The following is a 19,884-nucleotide window of genomic DNA, read 5'->3' on the forward strand; positions in this document are numbered from 1 at the left end:
TTACCGGAGTGCGGCCTTGAAGCTTTCGTCCAGGACCTCAAGCAGAAAATCAGCATTTGCCTGACTGAAAATCATCGATGGGCGCATTTTCAGAATATTGTCATGCGGGCCTTCAGTACCGATCAAAATACCTCGTTCCCTGGCACCATCGGCTACTCGCCTGGCCAACTGCGTGGCCGGAACTTTCGTTTTGCGGTCCGTGACAAGTTCTATCCCGAGAAAAAGCCCCTGCCCGCGCACATCGCCAATGGCATCGTAGCGCTGCTGCAATTTACGGAAGCCGTCGAGCAAATAGTTGCCAATGGTCAGTGCGTTGAGTTTCAAGTTATCGCGCTCGATCACATCGAGCACCGAGAGCCCTACAGCACATGAAACCGGACTACCGGCAAAGGTATTGAAGTACTCCATACCATTGTTGAAGCTGTCTGCAATCTCACGCGTGGTCACAACCGCCGACATGGGATGGCCGTTGCCAATGGGTTTGCCCATGGAGACCGCATCGGGAACGACACCCTGGGTTTCAAAAGCCCACCAGTGGCTACCTACACGACCGAAGCCGACCTGGACTTCGTCAGCCAGGCAAAGACCGCCTTCTGCACGCACCATTGCGTAGACTTCTTTCAAGTAGTTTTCCGGGAAGAACAGTTGCCCGGCGACACTTGGAATGGACTCCGCCAGAAAGAACGCCGGAGCTCTGCCCTGCTTGCGCATGATCTCGATCTGATCCGCCACGCTCTCGGCGTAACGCTTGCCAAGTTCCTCGAACGACCAGTGATCCAAACCACGGTAGGCATCCGGGACGGCCGCCTCAAACACATGGACTGCACGGCCTTTACCGGCTTTACGCTTGTATTTGTAAGGGCTGAGGTCAATCAGCTCCTGCGTCGTGCCGTGGTAAGCCCAATCCAGCACGATTGCATCGTTACGCCCTGTGTGATTGCGCGCCATACGCAGCATGAGGCTGTTTGCGTCACTTCCCGAACACCCGAAGGAAGCGACCGCCAAACCTTCAGGCAAAGTAGCCGTGAGCCGCTCTGCATACTCCACAATATTATCGTGCAGGTAACGCGTGTTTGTGTTCAGGCGGGCAGCCTGCCGCGAAAGCGCTTGCACTACATCTGGATGGGAGTGGCCGAGATGGCAGACGTTATTGAAGCAGTCCAGATACGCCCTGCCAAAGTTATCGATCAACCAGACCCCGTCACCGCGAACGAACTTGATCGGATCTGAATAGGAAATCGACAGGTTTGGAAGCAACAACTCCTTACGCTTGGCCACAACTTCTGCCTTGGTGCGTCCGTCCTGGCTGTAGGTTTCCGCAGGAATCCCCGCGAGAGCCGATGCATCGGGGAAAAGGTCGGCCCATACCTCAAGATAAGCCCGTTCACCTACGCCGATGAACTCGCCCGCCTTCAGCCCGGTGTCGGTGGACATCTGAAAATGCACATGGGGGATCCACCCGCCGTTTTCCGTATCCGCGCCCATGTATCCCACAAGCGCGCCAGCCTCCAGGCGGTCACCGGGCTTGAGCCGCGCCAGGGCTTCATGAGCCACGTGCCCCCACAGCGTCAGGAATGGCGGGCAACCTTCAGGCGAGTGTTCGAGCATGATCAAGCCGCCATAGCCAAGCGGCTCATGCTCGACCTCGACGCTCTGCACCACACCGGCAACAGGCGTATAGAGAGGCGTTCCTGCGGGCATGATCAAGTCGACACCGACGTGGATGATCCGACGCTGCCCTTCGATGAATCGCGACTCAAACGCCGTGTCGGTGTAGATGGTCCTTTCCTCGCCCCACGGCCCGATGCCGAGCGGCACCTTGTGTTCGGCAGAAAAATCATTCCACCACTTCGTTGCCTCCGCTGGACGCTGCTCGGCTGAAGCGATAGTCATCACATGCGACGAATCTCCGAACGGTGCAATAGCCTTGTTCATGGTTGCCGCAGATGGACGCACGATATCTGCGAAGGACTTACTGTTTTCGGCAACCCAGCGGCGAACCGCACCAGCGCCTTCGATCGCGTCAAAACCACAGGCCTTGCGCAGGATCGCCGTTGCCAGTCGAGGGTTCATGCGATCCAACCTTTCCAGAAGACGCCAGGCCGGCGCTTCGCTGATGCCAAGGTAGGGATTGTCTTGCGTCCGGTCGTATCGCGATGCCGACAAAGTGACGCTGGTGACCAGGCGCATCGCAATGAGATTGAAGAGGACGTCAAGCTCCTCCGGCTGCAGAGGGTACTTGTCATGGAAACCGGCAGTAAGAGCGGCGGCCGCGCCGATTGGATCCTCCATGTCGAGAATGGAATAGGCGCAGGTAATGGCGACTTCGGCAATCAGGATCGTATGGACCGCATCGCCGAAATCGATGACGCCCGAGACTTTCTGATGGTTGCGGGAATCGACGAGGATGTTCCAGTCATTGCCGTCATTGTGAATGACTTGTGCACGCAGGCGCGAAAGCTTCGGTTGGACGCTTTGTTCGAAGTTTTCAATGAAGCGTTCCAGAATGGCCCTTCTGCCAGGATCTTTCACAAAGTGCAGGCGGGATCGCGAACGTACGGCGTGACGCAAATCCCAGTCGAGATCACGCACCGCACCCGGATGAATGAAGCCCTGAAGTGCACGGTCGATCTCACCGAACGACTGGCCAAGGCTGCGCATCAATTCGAACGTACGCTTGACCTCGGCCAGCGGCGTTCCGTGCAACCAGCTCACCAGGCGGACCGCATGGGTTTCGCCCGAGGGCGCTGCCGCAGTGGCGAGGTATTCACCGGCAAGGCTTTTCTTGAGAAAAGGCACAGTAAGCTCGGGGTTGTGAGTGGCGAGATGACTGAGAATGGCTGTTTGAAACTCGCTTTCAACTCGCGGCTCAGTCGAGTTGACGACCTTCAGAATCCATCCGGCATCGGTTCCTGTCTTCAACCGGTAGTTGCGGTCGCGCTCGCCATCCAGAGGTGTGGCCGTACCGATAACGTTGAAAAGCTGCTCACTCAGTTTTTCGGCATCCCCGGTCGAGAACTGGGGGGCGGGATGGGAAAGATTTGTCATGGTAGTTGTTTTCCAAGCCATTTTTTTCAGATAGCTTGGCACGCAAAGCCCTGGACGGCAGTAGGTATACGGTCGGCTTCAGCCTGCATATTGCCGGAATCGACCGGCACAATTTCGGCGGCAAAATTAGGGAGTTCTGATGCGCGACCTAGACACGAAAGATCGCGAAATACTCGAAATTCTTTCCAAAGAGGCTCGAATTGCCCTGAAGGCCCTGGCAGCGAGAATCGGGCTTTCAAGAAGTGCTACCAGTGAACGAGTCATCAACCTTGAACGCAATGGTGTGATCAGAGGCTACCGAGCTGATATCGGCGAAATCGATGCCCACGTGATTCGCGCCATCCTGCTTGTAGGCCTGAAACGCACACCAGCCATCAGCTTGCTGGACCTGCTTGCCCAAAACTCGCAAGTACGACGCGTCTCCTCGGTCAGTGGCCAGCTCGATCTGGTCATTGAGGTCGAATCGCGCACCATCGATGATCTGAACCGGGTCAGAGATGCAGTAGCCAGTCACGAATCCGTTGAAGACATCACCACCGCCGTCGTTCTGCGGCGCGATATTGATCGCCAGAGTTCCTGATTTGGCTGGGGGAGAAGACTTGAGACCAACTCCCCACCAAAGCTCCCTCGATTCATGAGCGATCCGGCAACAGTGTTTATCCCGCGAGCCGATATTTGCGTCCCCGCCAAACGCCTAATATCGGCTCTACCCAAGTGAGCAAACCCAGTCAGATGCAACCCGCTCACAAGGCTGAACACCCTTGCAGGACAACGCTTCAACCACGAGGTGAAGATCATGAAACTGTTGAACATCGCACTCTTTGTTGCCCTTGGCACCGCCGGTGCCCAGGCCTTTGCAGACAACAGCCACTCGACTGCCGCAAGCAGCCAGGCGCAGGTTGAAACCTACACATACGGCACCAGGCTCGATATCAAGCGCGTCATCGAAGTCTCGCAAGTCGCCGATGAATGCGGACCAGTGCCGGCGCGCATGACCTATGAAGATTCCCAGGGTCAACGCCGCACCATTGAGTACCAAGTGATGGGCACCGGTTGCTCGAACGGTTGAACACTGTACGGACGGTGGTGGGTCGACACTCCATGCGTACAGCGCCAGCCACATCGCTACACAGATGCACCGACAATTTTTTCATCAGCAGCGAGCAACCCCGGTATGGAATGCTTCAGAAATTCCACCCAGGTTTTTATTTTTGCATCCACGAACTTGCGTGACGGGTAGATCGCAAACAGGTTCAGTTCCTCAAGCCGATACCCCGGCAATACTCGCACCAACGTCCCCGCCCGCAGGCCCTCGACGGCCGAAGCAATCGGTTGAATGCCAATCCCCATCCCGTTCTTGATCGCGAAGGTCATGGCGTCAGCCGTGTTGACGTGAAAGGGCGACACCGGTGTGCTGAACGTTTCTATCCCCTGCGGGCCTTCAAATACCCAGTTCTGCGCCGGCATGACCGTGTTGACGATTCGCAGGCAATCATGGCCGCCAAGCTCACCCGGCGATTCGGGAGCCCCGCGTTTGCTCAGGTACGCCGGCGAGGCGCAGAGAATGCTGTAGGTGATACCCAGCCGCTGGGCGACGAATCCGGAGTCGGGCAGGTCCCGCGCCAGCACGATCGACATGTCATAGCCTTCCTCGAGCAAATCCGGCAGCCGATTGGTCACGGTCAGGTCAAACAGAACCGAAGGATAGGTTTCCCGGTAGCGGGCAATGGCGCCGATCACGTAATGGTTGCCGATGGCCGACATGGCATGGATTTTCAGCCGGCCGGCGGGCATGACCTGAGCGGTGCCCGCCTCCTCATCGGCCTCGCGTATGTCCTGCAGAATCCGCTCGCAGCGCTGCAAATAGCGCACGCCGGCTTCGGTCAATGCCAGGCGCCGGGTGGTGCGGTTGATCAGCCGCGTCTGCAGCCTGGCCTCCAGGCTGGAAACGGCTTTTGAAACGTTGGTCGTGGTGGTGTCCAGCATCGCGGCCGCTGCCGTGAAGCTGCCGCTTTGGGCGACCGCCGTAAAACAGCGCAGGGTCTGGAAAACATCCATCGTTTTCACCTCAAGGGTTCGGCAAACAGGACGGCCCCGTGACGGGCCGCCCTGACGTCAGGCATTACTTTTTGCGCGCAATGAATCCAGGCACACCGGTTTCAACCACTGAGTTGAAGCGTATACGGGTTGTGATGTCTTGCTGAATCTCCACCATGGCCCTGAGCGGCAAGGTCGAGATATCGATGTTTTCCCGGATATGGCTCGGCGTTGCCGAGGTGGTCAGGAACGCTACCCCACGTTGTACCGACCAGGCCAGCGCCACTTGGGCCGGGGTTTTCTGCACACGCCGGGCGATGCCGACAAGCACCGGGTCCTGCAGCACATTCGGTTCCATGCCATGCCCCAGTGGTGCAAACGCCAGCAGGATAATCCCGTGCTCGTTGCAGAACTCCAACAACTCCCACTCCGGCAAGTAAGGGTGGGACTCGACCTGCACCACGGCGGGTTTTATCCGGGCGTCGGCAACCAGCGCCTTCAACGCCGGCAGCGTAATATCGGACACACCGATGGACCTTGCCCGCCCTTCATCCACCAGCCGCTCAAGTGCCCGCCACGTCTCGATCAACGTCACGCCGTTGTCGTAGATGACGTTGCCCTGCTCGTCCCTCGGGTCCTGGTTGTCGCCGGGTTGAAAGGCAAACGGCGTGTGGATCAGGTAGCAGTCGATGTAGCCCACTTGCAGGCGTCGGCAACTGGCTTCGAACGCAGGTTCGACGCGCTCGGGACGATGGTTGGTGTTCCACAGTTTGGTGGTGATGAACAGCTCCTCACGCCGGACTTTGCCGGCCTCCTGCACTGCCTTCAATGCAACGCCCACCTGTACTTCGTTGCGATAACGCTCGGCGCAATCGAAATGGCGGAATCCGGCGGCCAGCGCCTCCTTCACCGCTTCAGTCGTGGTGGCGAGATCGCGGAACAACGTACCGAACCCAACCGCCGGCATCTCGACCGCCCCATGGTTGAGCAGGAATCCGGTATCGCGCAGTCCGTCGTGAAAGGCTTCATAAGTCATGTCATTACTCCAGGCCGCAGCCATTATTGATACGAAGGTTTCTGCCCGTCGCCGGACGCCACGCGTTGCTCGAAGGCACCGACGGAGTTGCCGCCCAGCGCAATGAACAACTGCACGGTGTCGAGGTACTGCGCGGTTTTCACGCGGATCTGTCCCAGCAGTGCCTGCTCGTAGGCACGCTCCGCTTCCAGGGCCTGGAGAATGCTGTTCTCGCCTTGCGAGAAGGCCTGCTGGTTCAACTGCAAACTGGTTTCGGCCGCGCGCAACGCGTCGGACTGGGCCTGGTGCTCCTCGGCGTCATGGTTGATCGCCTGCAAGGTGTCGGCGACCTGCCCGAACGAAGTAATGACCGTCTGCTGGTAACCGGCGAGTGTCGCCTTGTAGCCGTCGACGGCAGCTTGTTGCTGCGCCTTGAGCGTGCCGCCATCGAAAAGCGGCCCGGCCAACCCGGCAGCGAACCCCCAGAGTGCCGCACCGCCATTGCCGGAAGCCGCCTGCGCCAGGGACGCGGACAGCGTGACGTGGGGATAGAGATTCGCCGTCGCCACGCCCACCGCTGCGCTGGCCATGTGCAGTTGCGCCTCGGCTTGCAGCACGTCCGGCCGGTCGTGGGCCATTTCCGAAGGCAGGCTCACCGGCATGTTCGACGGCAAGGCAAACTCGCTCAAGTCGAAGTCGGGAGCGATCCAGTCCGCCGGTCCCTTCCCCGTCAGGATCGACAGTGCGTGGCGTGCGGCATCGCGCTGCTGAGCGAGGGGCGGCAACAGCGTGCGGTCCTGGGCGAGACGGGTCTCGGCCAGCGACACATCGATCTGCGTGGTGCTGCCGTTGAGGTGGGCCATGCGCACCAGTTCAAGGTTCCTCGCGTCATTGGCCAGCAGTTTTTCCACGGCTTGTATCTGCGCGTTGGCGGAGGCCACCAGCAACGCCTGGCTGGCGACGTTGCCGGTCAACGTCAGGTACGCCGCTTCGTAGCGGTGTTTTTGCAGCTCGGTAAACGCCTGCTGCTGCTCAACCAAGCGCTGGTTGCCGCCGAACAGATCAAGGTCGAACCCCACCCGCGGCCCAATCGCATAGAAATTGGCGATGGAGGGTTCCTTGGTGTTGTGCAGCCGTTGACGGCCGGCCACGGCAGCGAAATCGACCTGCGGATACAGCGCACCCTGCGCCGCCGCCACAGAAGACGCGGCTTGCCGGATCGTGGCATCGGCGGCCACCAGATCCAGGTTGCCGTCGATGGCACGACGAACCACATGGTCGAGCTTCTGCGAGCGAAAGGCCGTCCACCAGTCGCCACTGACCTTCTTGCCGAGGTCGATGCGTGGGTCGGCACCATGAGCCAGACGCTCCTCGGCCTGTGGGTCATAGTGCTGCGACGCACTCGCCGCCGGTGCTTTGTAGTCGGGGCCAACGGTGCAGGCCGTCAGGAATGCAAGCAGCGACAACGCCGCGAATTTCGTTTGCAGCAGATGGCGGTTGATGACCCGCGCACAAGAATTCATTTGGCACACTCCACGAACACTAATTGGCCGCAACGGGCTTGCGAAGGAACAACACCAGCGGGCTCACCACCAGCATCACCACCATCAGGATCTTGAACTGGTCGATCACGGCGATGAACGCGGCCTGGCCGGTGATCATTTCGTTGAGCCCGCCCAGCACCTGCAACGGCGCCGAGGCCAGCGAATGCGCAGCGGCGCGGTACGGCGTCAGGTGGCTGGCCAACGCCATGTGCATCGCCTGGGTGTTGTTGAAGAAGAACAGTTGCACGATCGCCACGCCCAGCGTGCTGCCGTAGACCCGGGCCAGGTTGAACAGACCGGTACCTTCGGGGCGCAGCGTGGGGTCAAGCGTACTGAACGCGACTTTGCTCACCGCCGGCATCAGGATGCCCAGGCCCGCGCCCTGGAGCGCACCGGCGACCGCCACGGGCCACTCGTCCATCAGCGGCGAATAACCGAGCATCAGCCAGTTGGCATACACCACGATGGCGATACCGGCGGCCACGAAGAGGCGCCGATCGAAGCGCTCGGGCAGCCGCCCCATCAACAGAAAAGCGCCAACCAGGCCCATGCCACGGGGAATCGTCAAGGCGCCGGTGGTGTCCGGCGGATAGCCGAGAATCTCGTCCAGCATCGGCGACGTCAGGGCCATGGTCGACAACAGCACGAAACCGAGGGCGAAAAAGATCACCGTCGACAACACGAAGTTGCGGTCCTTGAGCAGGCGCTTGTTGAGGAAATGCACCTTCGAGGTCAGCACATGCACCACGAACAAGTAGGCCCCCAACGCAGCCGCCACGGCTTCGAGCCAGATCTCGGGCGAAGCGAACCAGTCCAGGCGCTCCCCCCGGTCGAGCAACATTTGCAGGCTGATCAGGCCGAGGGTGAAGGTGCCAAAACCGAAGAAATCGAACGCCGGTGGTTTCCCGGCTTTCTTCTCGGTCAACAACAGCGCCATCACCAGGAAGATAAACGCCGACAGCGGCACGCTGAGGTAGAACATCGGCCGCCAGCCAAAATGCTCGGCGATCCAGCCACCGATACTCGGGCCGCTGACGATGCCGAACAGCACAATGGCGGTCCAGCTCGCGCCAAACGTTGCACGCTTCTGAAGCGGCAAGGTTTCCATGGCAATCGCCATCGACAGCGGCGCCAGTACGCCACTGGCGATGCCTTGAATGATGCGCGCCCCGACGAACTCCAGTGGCGTCGTCGCTGCCGTGGCGAGCAACAAGCCAAGGACAAACAGCGCCAGCGCCGCCTGATACACGAGCTTCAAGCCAAAGCGCCCGGCCAGCCACTGCGCGAGCGGCATGCTGATCGCACTCGCGGCCAGGTACGCGGTGAAAATCCACCCAGCCTGATCGTCGCTCATCGACAGGCTGCCCTGAATCAACCTGAGTGCCGCGTTCGGCAGCGGCAGGTTCGCCGACTGCATGTAGGTCGCCAGCAAGGCCGCGAACCTGAGCGAGCGCGCGCCCTCCCCACCGGGGCTTACCATCGATTGGGTGTTCATCAGAAGTTACCTGCGGTCAATAACGCCTTGAGCGGATGCCACCAGGGGCTGCGAAAGCGGGTGTCGATCCGCACCGTGGCGCTGGTCCCGGAGAACAGCGGCAGCGCCGGGTCCATTTCGTCGAGCTCAAGCCGTACCGGCACCCGCTGCGTGACCTTGACCCAGTTGCCGGTCGCATTTTCCGGTGGCAGCAGCGCGAAATCCGACCCGGCCCCCGGGCTCATGCTGGTGACGTGAGCCTTGAACACCCGATCCGGGTAGGTATCGATGCGGATGGTGGCTTCCTGGCCCGGGCGCATGTGGGTCACGTCGGTCTCGCGGAAGTTGGCCTCGATCCAGATCTCGTGACCGGACAGCAAGGCAAAGGCCGGCGCGCCGTTATTCACGTAGTTGCCCACCTGCAGGTCGTCGACCTTGGCCACGATGCCATCCTGCGGCGCATACACCGTGGTGTACGAGAGGTACAACTGCGCCTCGTCGAGCTGCGCCCTGGCCTCGCGAACCGTCGGGTGACTGTCGGCATCGATGTCCGGATTGCCGTTCAAGGCGACCACGGTGCTGGCGATCTGTTGTTCGATGGACGCGATCCGTTGCCGCGCCACCTTCACGTCGGTGTCGGCCCGTTCGTAAATCGATTTCGACACGAACTCGGAGGCGACCAGGGCTTTCTTGCGGGCAAAATCCTTTTGGTCGAAGTCAGCCGACGCTTTCGCCGATTGCAGTTCCGCCTGTTGCTGGCGATAGCTGGCCTTGAGCCCATCGATACGCAGGCGCGCCACGCCCAGTTGTGCTTGCGCGCGGTCGACAGCGATCTGGAACGGTTTCGGGTCGATCCGGAACAGCACCTGGCCCTGGTGGACCTGCTGATTGTCTTCGACGGCGATCTCTACCACTTGCCCGGAGATCCGCGCATTGATCGATGCCTTCGCCACTCGGGCGTAAGCGTTGTCGGTCGAGACAAAGGCCTGCCCCGACACGTAGTGGGCATACCCCAACGCTGCGAAGAGGATGGGAACACCCACCATCAGCCAGGGGCGCAACCGCTGTTTCAGTGGTTTGTCGATACGCGAGTCAGCCGGGTTTGGGCCTGGGTGCTCGAAGGTCTGCGAAGCCGGGAGATCGAACGCTTTGGTCATGATCGAGTGCGCCTTTAGCCGGGTAATCGGGCCGACGTCGGCAAGCATCGCCAGCGGCCCGCAGGTCAATAAATGTCGTAAGGAAGCAAGCCCGTGCGCGGCCGGGAGGATCGCTCCCGGCGCGTCGGTTTCGTCGCCGCAACACTCAGTTCGCGCTCGGCTACAACAAACCCTGGAACAAGGAATTTCTGATTCCTTAATTTTGTGCGATGGTGTAAGAATATCCCTCGACCCATCCTCCTACAAGGATTTTGTACGACATGGCACAAAATAAATCGACGGAAGGTAAAGGCCGTGGCCGCCCTCGCGCCTACGATCCGCAGACGGCGTTGCAACAGGCGCTCGATGTGTTCTGGAACACCGGCTATTCCGGCGCGTCGCTCGATAGCATCGCCACCGCCGCCGGCATGAATCGCCCCAGCCTCTATGCGGCATTCGGCGACAAGCACGCGCTCTACATCAAAGCGCTGGAGCAATATTGGGAGTTTGCCGCGGCGTCCATGCACGAGGCGCTGACGGACCTGGCGCTGCCGTTGGCCGAGGCCTTGCAGCGTTTCTACGAGGGGCAGTTATCGATTTACTTCTCGGGCGACGGCCAGCCCCGGGGCTGCTTCGCCATCGGCACGGCCACCACCGAAGCCGTCGAGGACCCGGAAATTCGCGAGGTGTTGTCCGACCGGTTGAGCCGGCTGGATGCCGATCTGGAAGTTCGCCTGCAAGCGGCGAAAGAGGCTGGCGAGTTGAAAGGCGATGCAGACCCGGCGGCCCTGGCCGTGCTCGCCTCGTCCCTGCTGCACAGCATTTCGATCCGTGCCCGGGCCGGTAAATCCCGAGCCGAACTGACAGCGTTGGCACGCCAGGCGATCAGAGTGATCTGCGGTGAGTGAAAAACTCGACGATATCCTCGCCGGGCAATTGGCCGTGATCTTCTGCGGCATCAACCCCGGCATGACGGCCGCCGCCCAGGGGCACCATTTTGCCGGGCGCGGCAATCGCTTCTGGCGCACGCTGCATCTCGCCGGGTTTACCCCAGAGCTTGTGCGACCGGAAGACGATCGGACGATCTTGAGCTATCGATGCGGATTGACCGCGGTGGTGGAGCGGCCGACGGCCAGTGCGGATCAGTTGTCCCTGCACGAGTTCACCGCCGCGGCAGCGGCTTTCGAACAGAAAATCGCACGCCATGCGCCGCGTTTCGTGGCGTTTCTGGGCAAAGCGGCGTATGCCGCGCTGTCCGGTCAGCGCGACATTGCCTGGGGCCTGCAAACCAAAACCTTCGGCAATGCCTCGGTCTGGGTCCTGCCCAACCCCAGCGGCAGAAATCGTGGGTTCAGCCTTGAGCAACTGGTCACGGCCTACCGCGAACTGCACCTGGCCGTCGACGAACAGCGGCGGGGGTAATCACGTCGGCGGGATCGTCGCGAGCATACCGATCAGGATGGTCAACAGCAGAAAACCGCCGAGAAAAATCGACATCTTGGCCATGGGGCCTCCCACACTATGAATTGGCGGTACAAGAGGCGCCGAGCGCTGCCGTACCGGAGATTTATTGTGGGCTGGTGGCTGTATCCGTTACAGAGGCAGATCGCACTGAAAAATACGGATCAGATCCGCTTTCAGGCCGTGCTTTCGCGCGTTTCCCAGAGAGGAGTTTGCGCGTGATGTCCACAAACGGCGTGACGATCAAACCGTGCAGCGTCAGGTAACGCTCGTGATCCTGTTCCCCGGTGCCATATTGAATGGCCTCGGGTGTGGACCGGGTGACGTACAGCGTGCCGAACATCCAGTCCCACAATGACAGATTGATGCCGAAGTTCTTGTTGAAGTGTCGCGGCGCATCGCTGTGATGAATCTGGTGTTGCGCCGGGCTGCTCAGCACCCGCTCAAGCAGCGGCCCGAAGGAACACCAGACATGGCTGTGACGCAGGTTGGCCGCCAGGCTATTGAAGATGAATACCATGTAGGTCACGCCAAACAGCGTATAGCGGCTGATCTCCCCGCCGCAGGCGTACCAGAAGACACCGGCAAAGGCGCCGACGCAGATGATGTCCGTGAGCTTTTCGACCACTTCTTCCAGAAAGTGCACGCGGCTGGCCGTCGCCGGCACCAGCACGGGCGCCGAATGATGGACTTTGTGGAAGGCCCACAGATACCGCGAATGAAAAGCGCGATGGCCCCAGTAATGGCTGAAATCCTTGACCAGGAATACGCCCAGCCCATAAAGCAGGGTCAGCGCCAGATGCTCCTCCACTTGCGTGCGCGCGCCCCACAGTTGAGTGAAGAACGCGATGTAGTCCGCTGAACGCAAGACATACGGATCGACCAGGCCGACGATGGGTAGCACCAGGGCAACCTTGAGGATGGCGAGTACGAAGTAATAGCGGTAGTCGAGTAGCGCCGAGCGGTGCAGGTAAACCCGGCGGCCGCCGATGAACTGGCCGAACGAGCGTGCGTCGGTCAAGCCCCGGGATTTGCGCTGGAGGAACAGGCAATAAGCGACGCCGTAAGACATGCAGAGAAAGGATAGACCGAGTCTGCCGTTGAAGTCGAAAATGCCCAGGAACTGCCGGGTGACCGGCTCGATCACCCACTGGGATAAATAAAGATGGATTGCGGCAAGAACATCCATACCAGGCTGCCCGACGTAAATGGAAAGGCAATGGTAAATGAGAACGAGTCTTTAGTGTGTTGAATTATGACCAACTGTCAGCCACCGAGCGCAATGATTGCCAGGATCAGCACGCCCCCCGTGGCGGCCATGATCACCCCACCCTGCCATTGCGTGGCGCCCGCATATCTGGCGAGCATCCAGCCGGCGATGAACAGCACCACGAGGCCCACCAGGTTGGACAGGCGGATGGCGAGTGCCGTCTGATCGAGCAGGATGAACGGCACCACCAGCGGAAATGTCGAGCACACGACCAACAGGAAAACACCGAGCGCACCCTTGAAGTCGTTCCAGTCCAGGCCCGCCCTGGTCGGCAAGGGGGGCTGCTCGAGCAGCCGACGGCGCAACAACTCCAGGCCCTCGCTGCCGGCCACCGTGGCGAATTGCACCGGCAACACTTGCGCAACGAGCGCCTGGCCGACCGCGGCGTCCGTGCCATTGCGCAGGGCGAGGTACAGCTTGATTCTGCGCGTGCGCTCGACCAGTGCGCGCAACAGGTACATGACCGCATCGGCCAGTCCCCAGGCGAGATTGCAACCGAGTGCGGCAATCATCATCGTGCGTTCGGCTGCCTGATCTGCCGTAGATACGCTGATGGTACCGGTGAACGTCATGGCCATCAGCAGGCCGAAGATCACCTCGGTAATGCGCTCGACAGGGTCAAGTACCGGCGCCCTTTCGAATTGACCAGTGGTTTGCATGATTTCACCTCGCCCGGGGGTGCCTGCACGATATCGGTCAACGCTTCGGCCAGGCACGGGTTGCTCAAGCTGGATATCCGCGTTCCCGTCAAGTGTAGATTGAACGGCTACACTCTTGCGCACACGTCACCTGTTTCAAGAGGAGTGATTCATGCTTGATTACTTCGCGCTGGGCCTGCTGATCTTTGTCGGGCTCATCCTGTTCTACGGGGTCATCCTGCTCCACGACATCCCCTATGAAATCGCCGTCCACCGCAACCACCCCCACCAGGATGCGATCCATGCCACCGGCTGGGTCAGCCTGTTCACCCTGCATGCGCTCTGGCCGTTCCTGTGGATCTGGGCGATGGCCTATCGAGAGGACCGGGGCTGGGGTTTCAGTGACGGACATTCAGCAAAAAGCCATGTGGTTCACCTCGAACAACAAGTCGCCGAACTGCAAGGGCGGATCGAGCGCCTCGAGGCGGCAACCGGCACTGCCCCGGGCAGGCTGCCAACGGACAATCTCGGCGAGGGCATCTGAGCCATGGATCTTTTACTCATTCTGACGTATGCCGCACTCTGCGTTGCCATCTTCAAGATCTTCCGCATTCCCCTGAACAAATGGACGGTGCCCACAGCCGTACTGGGTGGAATCGTGATCATCGGCGCGCTGATTTTCACGATGAACTACAACCACCCCTACTCCGAGGTGGCGCGCTCCTATTTCGTATCGGTTCCGGTGATACCCGTGGTCAGCGGCCAGGTGATCGACGTGCCGGTGCAGGCCAACCAGCCCCTGGAAAAAGGCGATGTGCTGTTTCGCATCGATCCAACGCCTTTCGAATACCGGATGAAATCCCTCAAGGCACAACTGATTGCCGCCCAGGCCGATCGCGCCCGGATCACCGAGCTGATCAAGCGTAATTTCGGCACCCAACGGGAACTGGACATTGTGGTCGCGCGCAGTGATGACCTGAAGGCACAGCTGGACAACGTGCAGTACGAACTCGACAACACCACCGTTCGCGCGCCGAGCAAAGGCTTCGTCACCCATGTTTCGTTGCGTCCGGGCATGATGGCGACCAAGTTGCCGCTGCGCCCCTCGATGGTCTTCATTCCTGCCGAAGGGCATTACTTCGCGGCGTGGATGCGCCAGAACAGCCTGTTGCGCCTGAGCGAGGGTGACGAGGCCGAAGTCGCCTTTGATGGCATTCCCGGGAAGGTTTTCGAAGGCAAGGTCAAAACCGTGATTTCGGTCATCGCCGAAGGCCAGGTCCAACCTTCGGGCACGCTGCTCGGCTTCACCGGTTCACCACCGGCCGGCCGGGTCCCGGTGGTCATTGAAATCACCGATCCCGACTATGCCCAGTACGCCGACCAGATGCCCGGCGGGGCCTACGGCCAGGCAGCGCTGTACAGTCAGCACTTCCATCACATTGCGATGATGCGCAAGATCCTTCTGCGCATGGCCGCGTGGATGAACTACATCTTCCCGTTCCACTGATCGGGTAGCGACGGCAACGGGCTCAATCCTTGAATTGGGTCAGTTGCCGGTACAGCTAACCGGCCTGATCGCGATAGAACACGTCGTCGGTATACGGGTACCACCAGTCCTGAATCTTCGGCTGGTGGTCGATGATGACCATTTTCGAGCGGCGGAACGCTTCCAGCCCCTGACGCCCGAGTTCGCGCCCAAGGCCGGACATTTTCCAGCCACCGAAGGGCAGTGCATCGTTGTCGATCAGCGGATTGTTGACCCAGACCATCCCCGCCTCCAGACGCTCGGCGGCTTCCATGGCTTCGGCCAGGTCAGTGGTAAACAGCGAGGCACCGAGGCCGAACGGCGAGTCGTTGGCCAGCCGCACCGCTTCATCGAAATCGTTGACACGACAGATCGCTGCCACCGGACCAAAGCACTCTTCCTGCACAATCGCCATGTCGCCGGTCACACCGGTGAGGATGGTCGGCTCATAGAACCAGCCTACCGCGTGCTGCGGCGGAATCCGTCCACCGCACACCACTTTCGCCCCCTTGGCCACGGCGTCATCGACCAGGCGCATGACTTTATTACGCGCCGCCTCGCTGACCATCGGCCCGATTTCCGAACGTTCCAGGCCATGACCAATGCGCAAGGCACGGGCGCGCTCGGCGAATTTCGCGACAAACTCGTCATGGATTTCATCGACGACGTAGAAGCGTTCCGCCGAGGTGCAGATTTGCCCGCTCAAGTGAAACGCAGCGGTCACTGCCCCCGCCGCTGCCACTTCCAGTGGTGCATGTCGGGAGATGATCAACGGATCGCTGCCACCGGCCTCGATCACGCAAGGCTTCATCCGTTCGGCGCAGGCCACGGCCACGGCTTTGCCTGCCGCCACGCTGCCGGTGAACGCCACCGCGTGGGTCTGCGCCGACTGCACCAGCCACTGTGCGGTCGCTGCATCGCCCGGCACGCAAGACACCAACCCCGGCAACAGCGCGGTGAAGTGCTCCATGAACTTGAGGGTACACAGGGTCGTGGCTTCCGCCGGTTTGATGATGCAGGCATTGCCCGCCGCCAGCGACGCGGCGACCGTCCAGCACATCAGCAGGATCGGAAAGTTGAACGGCATGATGTGCACGCTGACGCCATAGGGCTCGTAACGCACATGCTGGAACGAGCCGATCTGCGTGGTGCCGGCGACCTTGCCGGCATCATCCCGGGCCATCTCCGCGTAGTAGCGAAAGATCGGCGCGCAGTTGGCCAGCTCGCCCATGGCTTCGGGAAACGGCTTGCCCATTTCCAGGGTCATCAGGCGTGCGACTTCACGATTGCAGGCCACGTTCTGTTCGATGGCGTTGGCCAGTTGATGCAGGCGTGCGGCGCGGCTTTTGGCATCCACTACACGCCATTGTTTTTGCGCGGCGGTGGCGGCATCGATGGCGGCCTGCACATCGGCTTCGCCACACACGCCGACTTGCCCGACCGGTTGCAGAGTCGCCGGGTCAAGTACTTCGCGCACGCGGCCAGCGGTCAGCGGCAGGAACTCGGAATTGATGAAGCGCAAGGCAGAATCGCAGTTAAACGTGGCCATGGGATGATCCTTGAACCAATCGATAAGGGGTTTCGCGCAACGTCGCCAGGGTCTCGGCGGGCAGCTCTTCACGCCAGCCCGGCACGTGCCGGTCGAGCCACTGGCGCAGCGGCGCAAAGGCCTTGGCGTCCAGGGCGCGGACAAACAGGCGAAGGGTGCGCGGCAGGTGCGCCAGGTAACCGTGCTTGCCGTCCCGCCCGGCCAGGCGCACGAAAATTCCCAGCACCTTGGCGTGACGCTGGGCGGCCAGGCGCCGGTAGTCTTCGAGAAAACCCGGCGCATCCAGTTCCGGGCGCTGCAACAGGTAATGGTTGATCAGGGCCACGCGCAACGCCTCGGGCACATCGCGCCGGGCGTCTTCGAGCAGCGACATCAGGTCATAGGCCGCCGCCCCGACCAAGGCGTCCTGAAAATCCAGCAAGCCGCAGGCCGCGACGCCTTCACGGCCTTGCAGCAGCATCAGGTTGTCGACGTGGAAGTCGCGCAATACCAGAGCTTCGCGGCGTTGTGCGACGTCGCGGCAGGTGTCGGCGAACAGCGCCAGACACTCATCGCGCAGAGCCAGCGCCGCCTCTTTGCCGATCAACAACGGCACATACCAGTCGATGAACAGCGCGTACTCGGCCGCCAGTCGCGGTTCGTCGTAAGGCGCCAGTTCGGTGGCTGGCGGCGCACGATGCAACGTCACCAGCGTATCGACCGCCAGGTGATACAACGCCGACTCCGAATGCCCGGCCAGCAGCAGCCGGGTGTAGGTGTCTTGACCGAAATCCTCGATCAGCGCCAGCCCCGCCGCCTCATCCACCGCCAGCAAGGCCGGCGCGGACAGGCCCAGCCCCTGCAACTGCCGGGCGATCCGCACGAACGGGCCGATCGGCTCGCTGTGTGGCGGCGAATCCATCAGCAACAGGCCGGCGCCGTCCAGGCGGAAATAACGTCGGGTCGAGGCATCCGCCGGCAGCGCAATCAGAGGCGCATCGGCGAAACCGGCGCGGGTCAAAAAGGCCGCACGCTGGTCTTCACGGGTTGGCAATGACGCCAGTGCATCTGTCATGGCAGTCACCGGATCATGTAGACCTTTTTGATGGTCTCGTGGACGGTGCACACTCCCTTCCAGTCCTTGCCGAAGAAAGCGGCGGTGTCCGGTTTGATCTCGATCACCTCGCCGGACTCGTGGACGTACGTGCAGCGGCCTTCGAGGAAGTGGCAGAACTCATCGCTGGTCACATGGCAAAACCACTTGCCCGGGGTGCAGATCCAGATGCCGCATTCGGACTGGCCCTCGGGGCCTTTGTGCAGCACCACGCCGCTAACACGGGATTGGCCTTCGAGCATGGTCGGGATCACGCCCCAATCCTTGACGTCGGTGATGCTCAGCGGGTCGTACAGAAACGGGGTCGTCATTCATCTTCTCCAGGTTTTGTAGGAGCGAGCTTGCTCGCGATGGTCGTCAACGATGACGCGCGCTGTCTGGATGACGGCGTTGTTCTGACGTTTTTCGCGAGCGAGCTCGCTCCTACAGGGGGGGTATTCAGGTTCAAGCCAGCATGTACACGTTGCGCAGGGTTTCCCGGACGTGGCACTCGCCTGCCCAGCCGGCCGGGAACAGCACCAGGGTGTTGGGGCGGATTTCGATCACTTCACCGTTGTCGTTACGGTAAGTGGCGTGGCCCGCAATGAAATGGCACAACTCGTCCCGGGGAATCGACAGCCGCCAGCGCCCGGGGGTGCACACCCACAACCCGGTTTCCGGGCTGTTGTCCGGGCCCTTGAACAGCAAGCGGCCGCTGGAATGCGAGACACCTTCGACGGCGTCGCTCTGCACGCCCCAGTCCACCAGGTCGGTGCGGCTGCTGACGGCTTCGAGGTACGGCGTGATACCCGCCGTGGTGGATGAATCAGGCATCGTTGAGCACCTTGTCGAGGATCGCGGCCGCGTCTTGCGGCCCCTTGCGTGATTGCATCTGCGCGCTGGTGCGCTGCAGGCGTTGGCGCATCGCCTCATCGTTGAGGCACGCGTGGAGTTTTTCCGCGAGCTGTTCTTCGCTCCACTGATAGCGATCGAGCTTGAAGCCGTGGCCGCTTTCTTCGGCGCGCATGGCGTTGTCGTGGCCGTCCCAGACGTAGGACATGACGATCGCCGGTTTGCCGAAGAACAGGCACTCGGTGAAGCTGTTGTTGCCGCCGTGGTGGATCACCGCATCGACCTGGGCAATCACCGAAGGCTGCGGGAACCAGTTGGAAATCTGCACGTTGTCCGGCAGCTCGGTGTATTCGTCGAGGTGCTCGCCGACATTGAACAGCGCCCGGTAAGGCAGCTTGCCCACCGCCTCGATCAGGCGCTTGAGCAACTCGACATCGCCGGAACCGAGGCTGCCGAAACTGGCGTACAGCAGCGGTTTGTCGCTGTTCGCACGGAACGGCGCAATCTCGTAGGGCGTGTCGTGGCGCACGCAACCTTGCAGGTAATGGAAGCGCTCGGCCGGCAATGGATGGCGGCGGTCGAACTTGACCGCATCCGGGTACAACAACAGGTTCATGAACGGCGAGGCTTCAAAGAAGGTGCCCAGCGGATACGGCTGCTCGCCATGGGCTTGCAGGAACTGGTTGAAGTCGTCGTGGATCGGCCCGACCACTTCCTCGAAACGCTGGCGGAATTGCGCGTGGCCCGCCTTGTCGTCGATGCTCATGCCCGACAGGTGCGGCGGGATATCCGGGTCTTCGATCTCGTTTTCCGAGCAGGAGATGATCCGCACCCACGGCTTGCCGTATTGCTTGATCGCCGGGAACAGGATCACGTTGTCGACGCAGATCAGGTCGGGCTTGACCTTGTCCAGCACCGCCGGCAGGTCCTTTTGCGCCCACTTGGCGGTTTCGACGATGGCGGCCCAGCATTCCTTGACGTAGTTGTCGATCTGCTCCAGCGGTGACTTGCGGAAGTTCGGAATGTGGGCGTTGATGAAATCCACCCAGTAGCGGGCCATCTCTTCGGCCGGCATCGGCGCCGACATGTTGACCCTGTGCTCTTCAAAACCATAACCGGCGTAGACACCGCTCATGCCCGGGTCGGTGAGGAACACCGCTTTGTGCCCCAGGGCTTCACACGCCTGGGCGATACCGACTGAGTTCAGCGCCGGGCCGTAGGCGGCTTCGGGGAAGAATGCGATCACTTTCTGTTTCATCGAGT

Annotated in this window: 19 protein-coding genes; 6 read left to right on the top strand and 13 right to left on the bottom strand. The window is 61.0% G+C overall.

Translation table 11 applies throughout. The features are described 5' to 3' along the window. Positions 1–3,048 carry an aminotransferase class III-fold pyridoxal phosphate-dependent enzyme gene (locus tag ACM6IK_RS12190; protein ID WP_414874524.1) on the bottom strand — a complete coding sequence of 1,016 codons (3,048 nt, stop codon included), beginning with the start codon at positions 3,046–3,048 and terminating at the stop codon, positions 1–3. A 139-nt stretch (positions 3,049–3,187) separates the two neighbouring features. Between ACM6IK_RS12190 and ACM6IK_RS12195 the strand changes: the two genes are divergently transcribed. After that, the gene (locus ACM6IK_RS12195) at positions 3,188–3,628 is read left to right on the top strand and encodes an Lrp/AsnC family transcriptional regulator (RefSeq protein WP_414874525.1); all 441 of its coding nucleotides are present in this window, start codon (positions 3,188–3,190) and stop codon (positions 3,626–3,628) included. A 216-nt stretch (positions 3,629–3,844) separates the two neighbouring features. Beyond that, the gene (locus tag ACM6IK_RS12200) at positions 3,845–4,117 is read left to right on the top strand and encodes a DUF2790 domain-containing protein (RefSeq protein ID WP_414874526.1); all 273 of its coding nucleotides are present in this window, start codon (positions 3,845–3,847) and stop codon (positions 4,115–4,117) included. A 56-nt stretch (positions 4,118–4,173) separates the two neighbouring features. On the opposite strand, the gene ACM6IK_RS12205 is transcribed toward ACM6IK_RS12200, so the two are convergent. The 5 genes from ACM6IK_RS12205 to ACM6IK_RS12225 all read right to left on the bottom strand — a co-directional run bounded on the left by ACM6IK_RS12205 (position 4,174) and on the right by ACM6IK_RS12225 (position 10,275). Continuing rightward, complete coding sequence (locus ACM6IK_RS12205) at positions 4,174–5,106, bottom strand: LysR family transcriptional regulator (protein ID WP_414874527.1); 933 nt, start codon at positions 5,104–5,106, stop codon at positions 4,174–4,176. A 64-nt stretch (positions 5,107–5,170) separates the two neighbouring features. Then, complete coding sequence (locus ACM6IK_RS12210; RefSeq protein ID WP_414874528.1) at positions 5,171–6,121, bottom strand: aldo/keto reductase; 951 nt, start codon at positions 6,119–6,121, stop codon at positions 5,171–5,173. Between the two features lie 23 nt (positions 6,122–6,144). Further along, positions 6,145–7,623, bottom strand: a complete 1,479-nt coding sequence (locus ACM6IK_RS12215; RefSeq protein WP_414874529.1) for an efflux transporter outer membrane subunit — start codon at positions 7,621–7,623, stop codon at positions 6,145–6,147. Between the two features lie 19 nt (positions 7,624–7,642). Next, complete coding sequence (locus tag ACM6IK_RS12220) at positions 7,643–9,139, bottom strand: DHA2 family efflux MFS transporter permease subunit (RefSeq protein ID WP_414874530.1); 1,497 nt, start codon at positions 9,137–9,139, stop codon at positions 7,643–7,645. After that, on the bottom strand, positions 9,139–10,275 hold the full coding sequence (locus tag ACM6IK_RS12225) for an HlyD family secretion protein (protein ID WP_414874531.1): 1,137 nt from the start codon (positions 10,273–10,275) through the stop codon (positions 9,139–9,141). Before ACM6IK_RS12225 ends, ACM6IK_RS12220 begins: the two co-directional genes overlap by 1 nt. A 260-nt stretch (positions 10,276–10,535) precedes the next feature. Between ACM6IK_RS12225 and ACM6IK_RS12230 the strand changes: the two genes are divergently transcribed. Then, positions 10,536–11,162 (top strand): TetR/AcrR family transcriptional regulator, encoded by a 627-nt coding sequence (locus tag ACM6IK_RS12230; RefSeq protein ID WP_414874532.1) that lies wholly within the window; start codon positions 10,536–10,538, stop codon positions 11,160–11,162. Further along, entirely contained in the window at positions 11,155–11,676 is a 522-nt protein-coding gene (gene mug / locus ACM6IK_RS12235; protein ID WP_414874533.1) for a G/U mismatch-specific DNA glycosylase, read from the top strand. Before ACM6IK_RS12230 ends, mug begins: the two co-directional genes overlap by 8 nt. 145 nt (positions 11,677–11,821) lie before the next feature. Here mug and ACM6IK_RS12240 read toward each other — a convergent pair whose 3' ends face one another. Both ACM6IK_RS12240 and ACM6IK_RS12245 read right to left on the bottom strand, forming a co-directional pair. Continuing rightward, positions 11,822–12,904, bottom strand: a complete 1,083-nt coding sequence (locus tag ACM6IK_RS12240) for a sterol desaturase family protein (protein WP_414874534.1) — start codon at positions 12,902–12,904, stop codon at positions 11,822–11,824. A gap of 77 nt (positions 12,905–12,981) precedes the next feature. Next, the gene (locus tag ACM6IK_RS12245) at positions 12,982–13,644 is read right to left on the bottom strand and encodes a hypothetical protein (RefSeq protein ID WP_414874535.1); all 663 of its coding nucleotides are present in this window, start codon (positions 13,642–13,644) and stop codon (positions 12,982–12,984) included. Between the two features lie 151 nt (positions 13,645–13,795). On the opposite strand from ACM6IK_RS12245, the gene ACM6IK_RS12250 reads away from it, so the two are divergent. Together ACM6IK_RS12250 and ACM6IK_RS12255 are read left to right on the top strand one after the other, a co-directional pair. Beyond that, the gene (locus ACM6IK_RS12250; protein ID WP_223457403.1) at positions 13,796–14,167 is read left to right on the top strand and encodes a DUF3302 domain-containing protein; all 372 of its coding nucleotides are present in this window, start codon (positions 13,796–13,798) and stop codon (positions 14,165–14,167) included. Between the two features lie 3 nt (positions 14,168–14,170). Then, a complete protein-coding gene (locus ACM6IK_RS12255; protein ID WP_108216049.1) occupies positions 14,171–15,130 on the top strand; it encodes an HlyD family secretion protein in 960 nt (319 codons plus the stop codon). 55 nt (positions 15,131–15,185) lie between these two features. On the opposite strand, the gene ACM6IK_RS12260 is transcribed toward ACM6IK_RS12255, so the two are convergent. The 5 genes from ACM6IK_RS12260 to ACM6IK_RS12280 form a co-directional block, all read right to left on the bottom strand. Next, positions 15,186–16,697 carry an aldehyde dehydrogenase family protein gene (locus tag ACM6IK_RS12260; protein ID WP_414874536.1) on the bottom strand — a complete coding sequence of 504 codons (1,512 nt, stop codon included), beginning with the start codon at positions 16,695–16,697 and terminating at the stop codon, positions 15,186–15,188. Continuing rightward, positions 16,684–17,751, bottom strand: a complete 1,068-nt coding sequence (locus ACM6IK_RS12265; protein WP_414874537.1) for an aminoglycoside phosphotransferase family protein — start codon at positions 17,749–17,751, stop codon at positions 16,684–16,686. The genes ACM6IK_RS12260 and ACM6IK_RS12265 overlap by 14 nt, the downstream gene beginning before the upstream one ends. Positions 17,752–17,756: 5 nt before the next feature. Continuing rightward, positions 17,757–18,101: a cupin domain-containing protein gene (locus ACM6IK_RS12270; protein WP_007999023.1), complete on the bottom strand. Its 345-nt coding sequence runs from the start codon at positions 18,099–18,101 to the stop codon at positions 17,757–17,759. 133 nt (positions 18,102–18,234) lie between these two features. Continuing rightward, positions 18,235–18,603, bottom strand: a complete 369-nt coding sequence (locus tag ACM6IK_RS12275; RefSeq protein WP_414874538.1) for a cupin domain-containing protein — start codon at positions 18,601–18,603, stop codon at positions 18,235–18,237. After that, on the bottom strand, positions 18,596–19,879 hold the full coding sequence (locus tag ACM6IK_RS12280; RefSeq protein WP_414874539.1) for a nucleotide disphospho-sugar-binding domain-containing protein: 1,284 nt from the start codon (positions 19,877–19,879) through the stop codon (positions 18,596–18,598). The genes ACM6IK_RS12275 and ACM6IK_RS12280 overlap by 8 nt, the downstream gene beginning before the upstream one ends. Between the last annotated feature and the right edge of the window lie 5 nt (positions 19,880–19,884).

The sequence above is a fragment of the Pseudomonas sp. IT-196MI5 genome (genome assembly GCF_949767415.1).
In the GTDB taxonomy this organism is placed as follows: domain Bacteria; phylum Pseudomonadota; class Gammaproteobacteria; order Pseudomonadales; family Pseudomonadaceae; genus Aquipseudomonas.

Bases quoted from the DNA above. Each gene is read 5' to 3' on its own strand.
- ACM6IK_RS12190 (WP_414874524.1), bottom strand. From the start codon at position 3,048: ATGACAAATCTTTCCCATCCCGCCCCCCAGTTCTCGACCGGGGATGCC.
- ACM6IK_RS12195 (WP_414874525.1), top strand. From the start codon at position 3,188: ATGCGCGACCTAGACACGAAAGATCGCGAAATACTCGAAATTCTTTCC.
- ACM6IK_RS12200 (WP_414874526.1), top strand. From the start codon at position 3,845: ATGAAACTGTTGAACATCGCACTCTTTGTTGCCCTTGGCACCGCCGGT.
- ACM6IK_RS12205 (WP_414874527.1), bottom strand. From the start codon at position 5,106: ATGGATGTTTTCCAGACCCTGCGCTGTTTTACGGCGGTCGCCCAAAGC.
- ACM6IK_RS12210 (WP_414874528.1), bottom strand. From the start codon at position 6,121: ATGACTTATGAAGCCTTTCACGACGGACTGCGCGATACCGGATTCCTG.
- ACM6IK_RS12215 (WP_414874529.1), bottom strand. From the start codon at position 7,623: ATGAATTCTTGTGCGCGGGTCATCAACCGCCATCTGCTGCAAACGAAA.
- ACM6IK_RS12220 (WP_414874530.1), bottom strand. From the start codon at position 9,139: ATGAACACCCAATCGATGGTAAGCCCCGGTGGGGAGGGCGCGCGCTCG.
- ACM6IK_RS12225 (WP_414874531.1), bottom strand. From the start codon at position 10,275: ATGACCAAAGCGTTCGATCTCCCGGCTTCGCAGACCTTCGAGCACCCA.
- ACM6IK_RS12230 (WP_414874532.1), top strand. From the start codon at position 10,536: ATGGCACAAAATAAATCGACGGAAGGTAAAGGCCGTGGCCGCCCTCGC.
- ACM6IK_RS12240 (WP_414874534.1), bottom strand. From the start codon at position 12,904: ATGGATGTTCTTGCCGCAATCCATCTTTATTTATCCCAGTGGGTGATC.
- ACM6IK_RS12245 (WP_414874535.1), bottom strand. From the start codon at position 13,644: ATGCAAACCACTGGTCAATTCGAAAGGGCGCCGGTACTTGACCCTGTC.
- ACM6IK_RS12250 (WP_223457403.1), top strand. From the start codon at position 13,796: ATGCTTGATTACTTCGCGCTGGGCCTGCTGATCTTTGTCGGGCTCATC.
- ACM6IK_RS12255 (WP_108216049.1), top strand. From the start codon at position 14,171: ATGGATCTTTTACTCATTCTGACGTATGCCGCACTCTGCGTTGCCATC.
- ACM6IK_RS12260 (WP_414874536.1), bottom strand. From the start codon at position 16,697: ATGGCCACGTTTAACTGCGATTCTGCCTTGCGCTTCATCAATTCCGAG.
- ACM6IK_RS12265 (WP_414874537.1), bottom strand. From the start codon at position 17,751: ATGACAGATGCACTGGCGTCATTGCCAACCCGTGAAGACCAGCGTGCG.
- ACM6IK_RS12270 (WP_007999023.1), bottom strand. From the start codon at position 18,101: ATGACGACCCCGTTTCTGTACGACCCGCTGAGCATCACCGACGTCAAG.
- ACM6IK_RS12275 (WP_414874538.1), bottom strand. From the start codon at position 18,603: ATGCCTGATTCATCCACCACGGCGGGTATCACGCCGTACCTCGAAGCC.
- ACM6IK_RS12280 (WP_414874539.1), bottom strand. From the start codon at position 19,879: ATGAAACAGAAAGTGATCGCATTCTTCCCCGAAGCCGCCTACGGCCCG.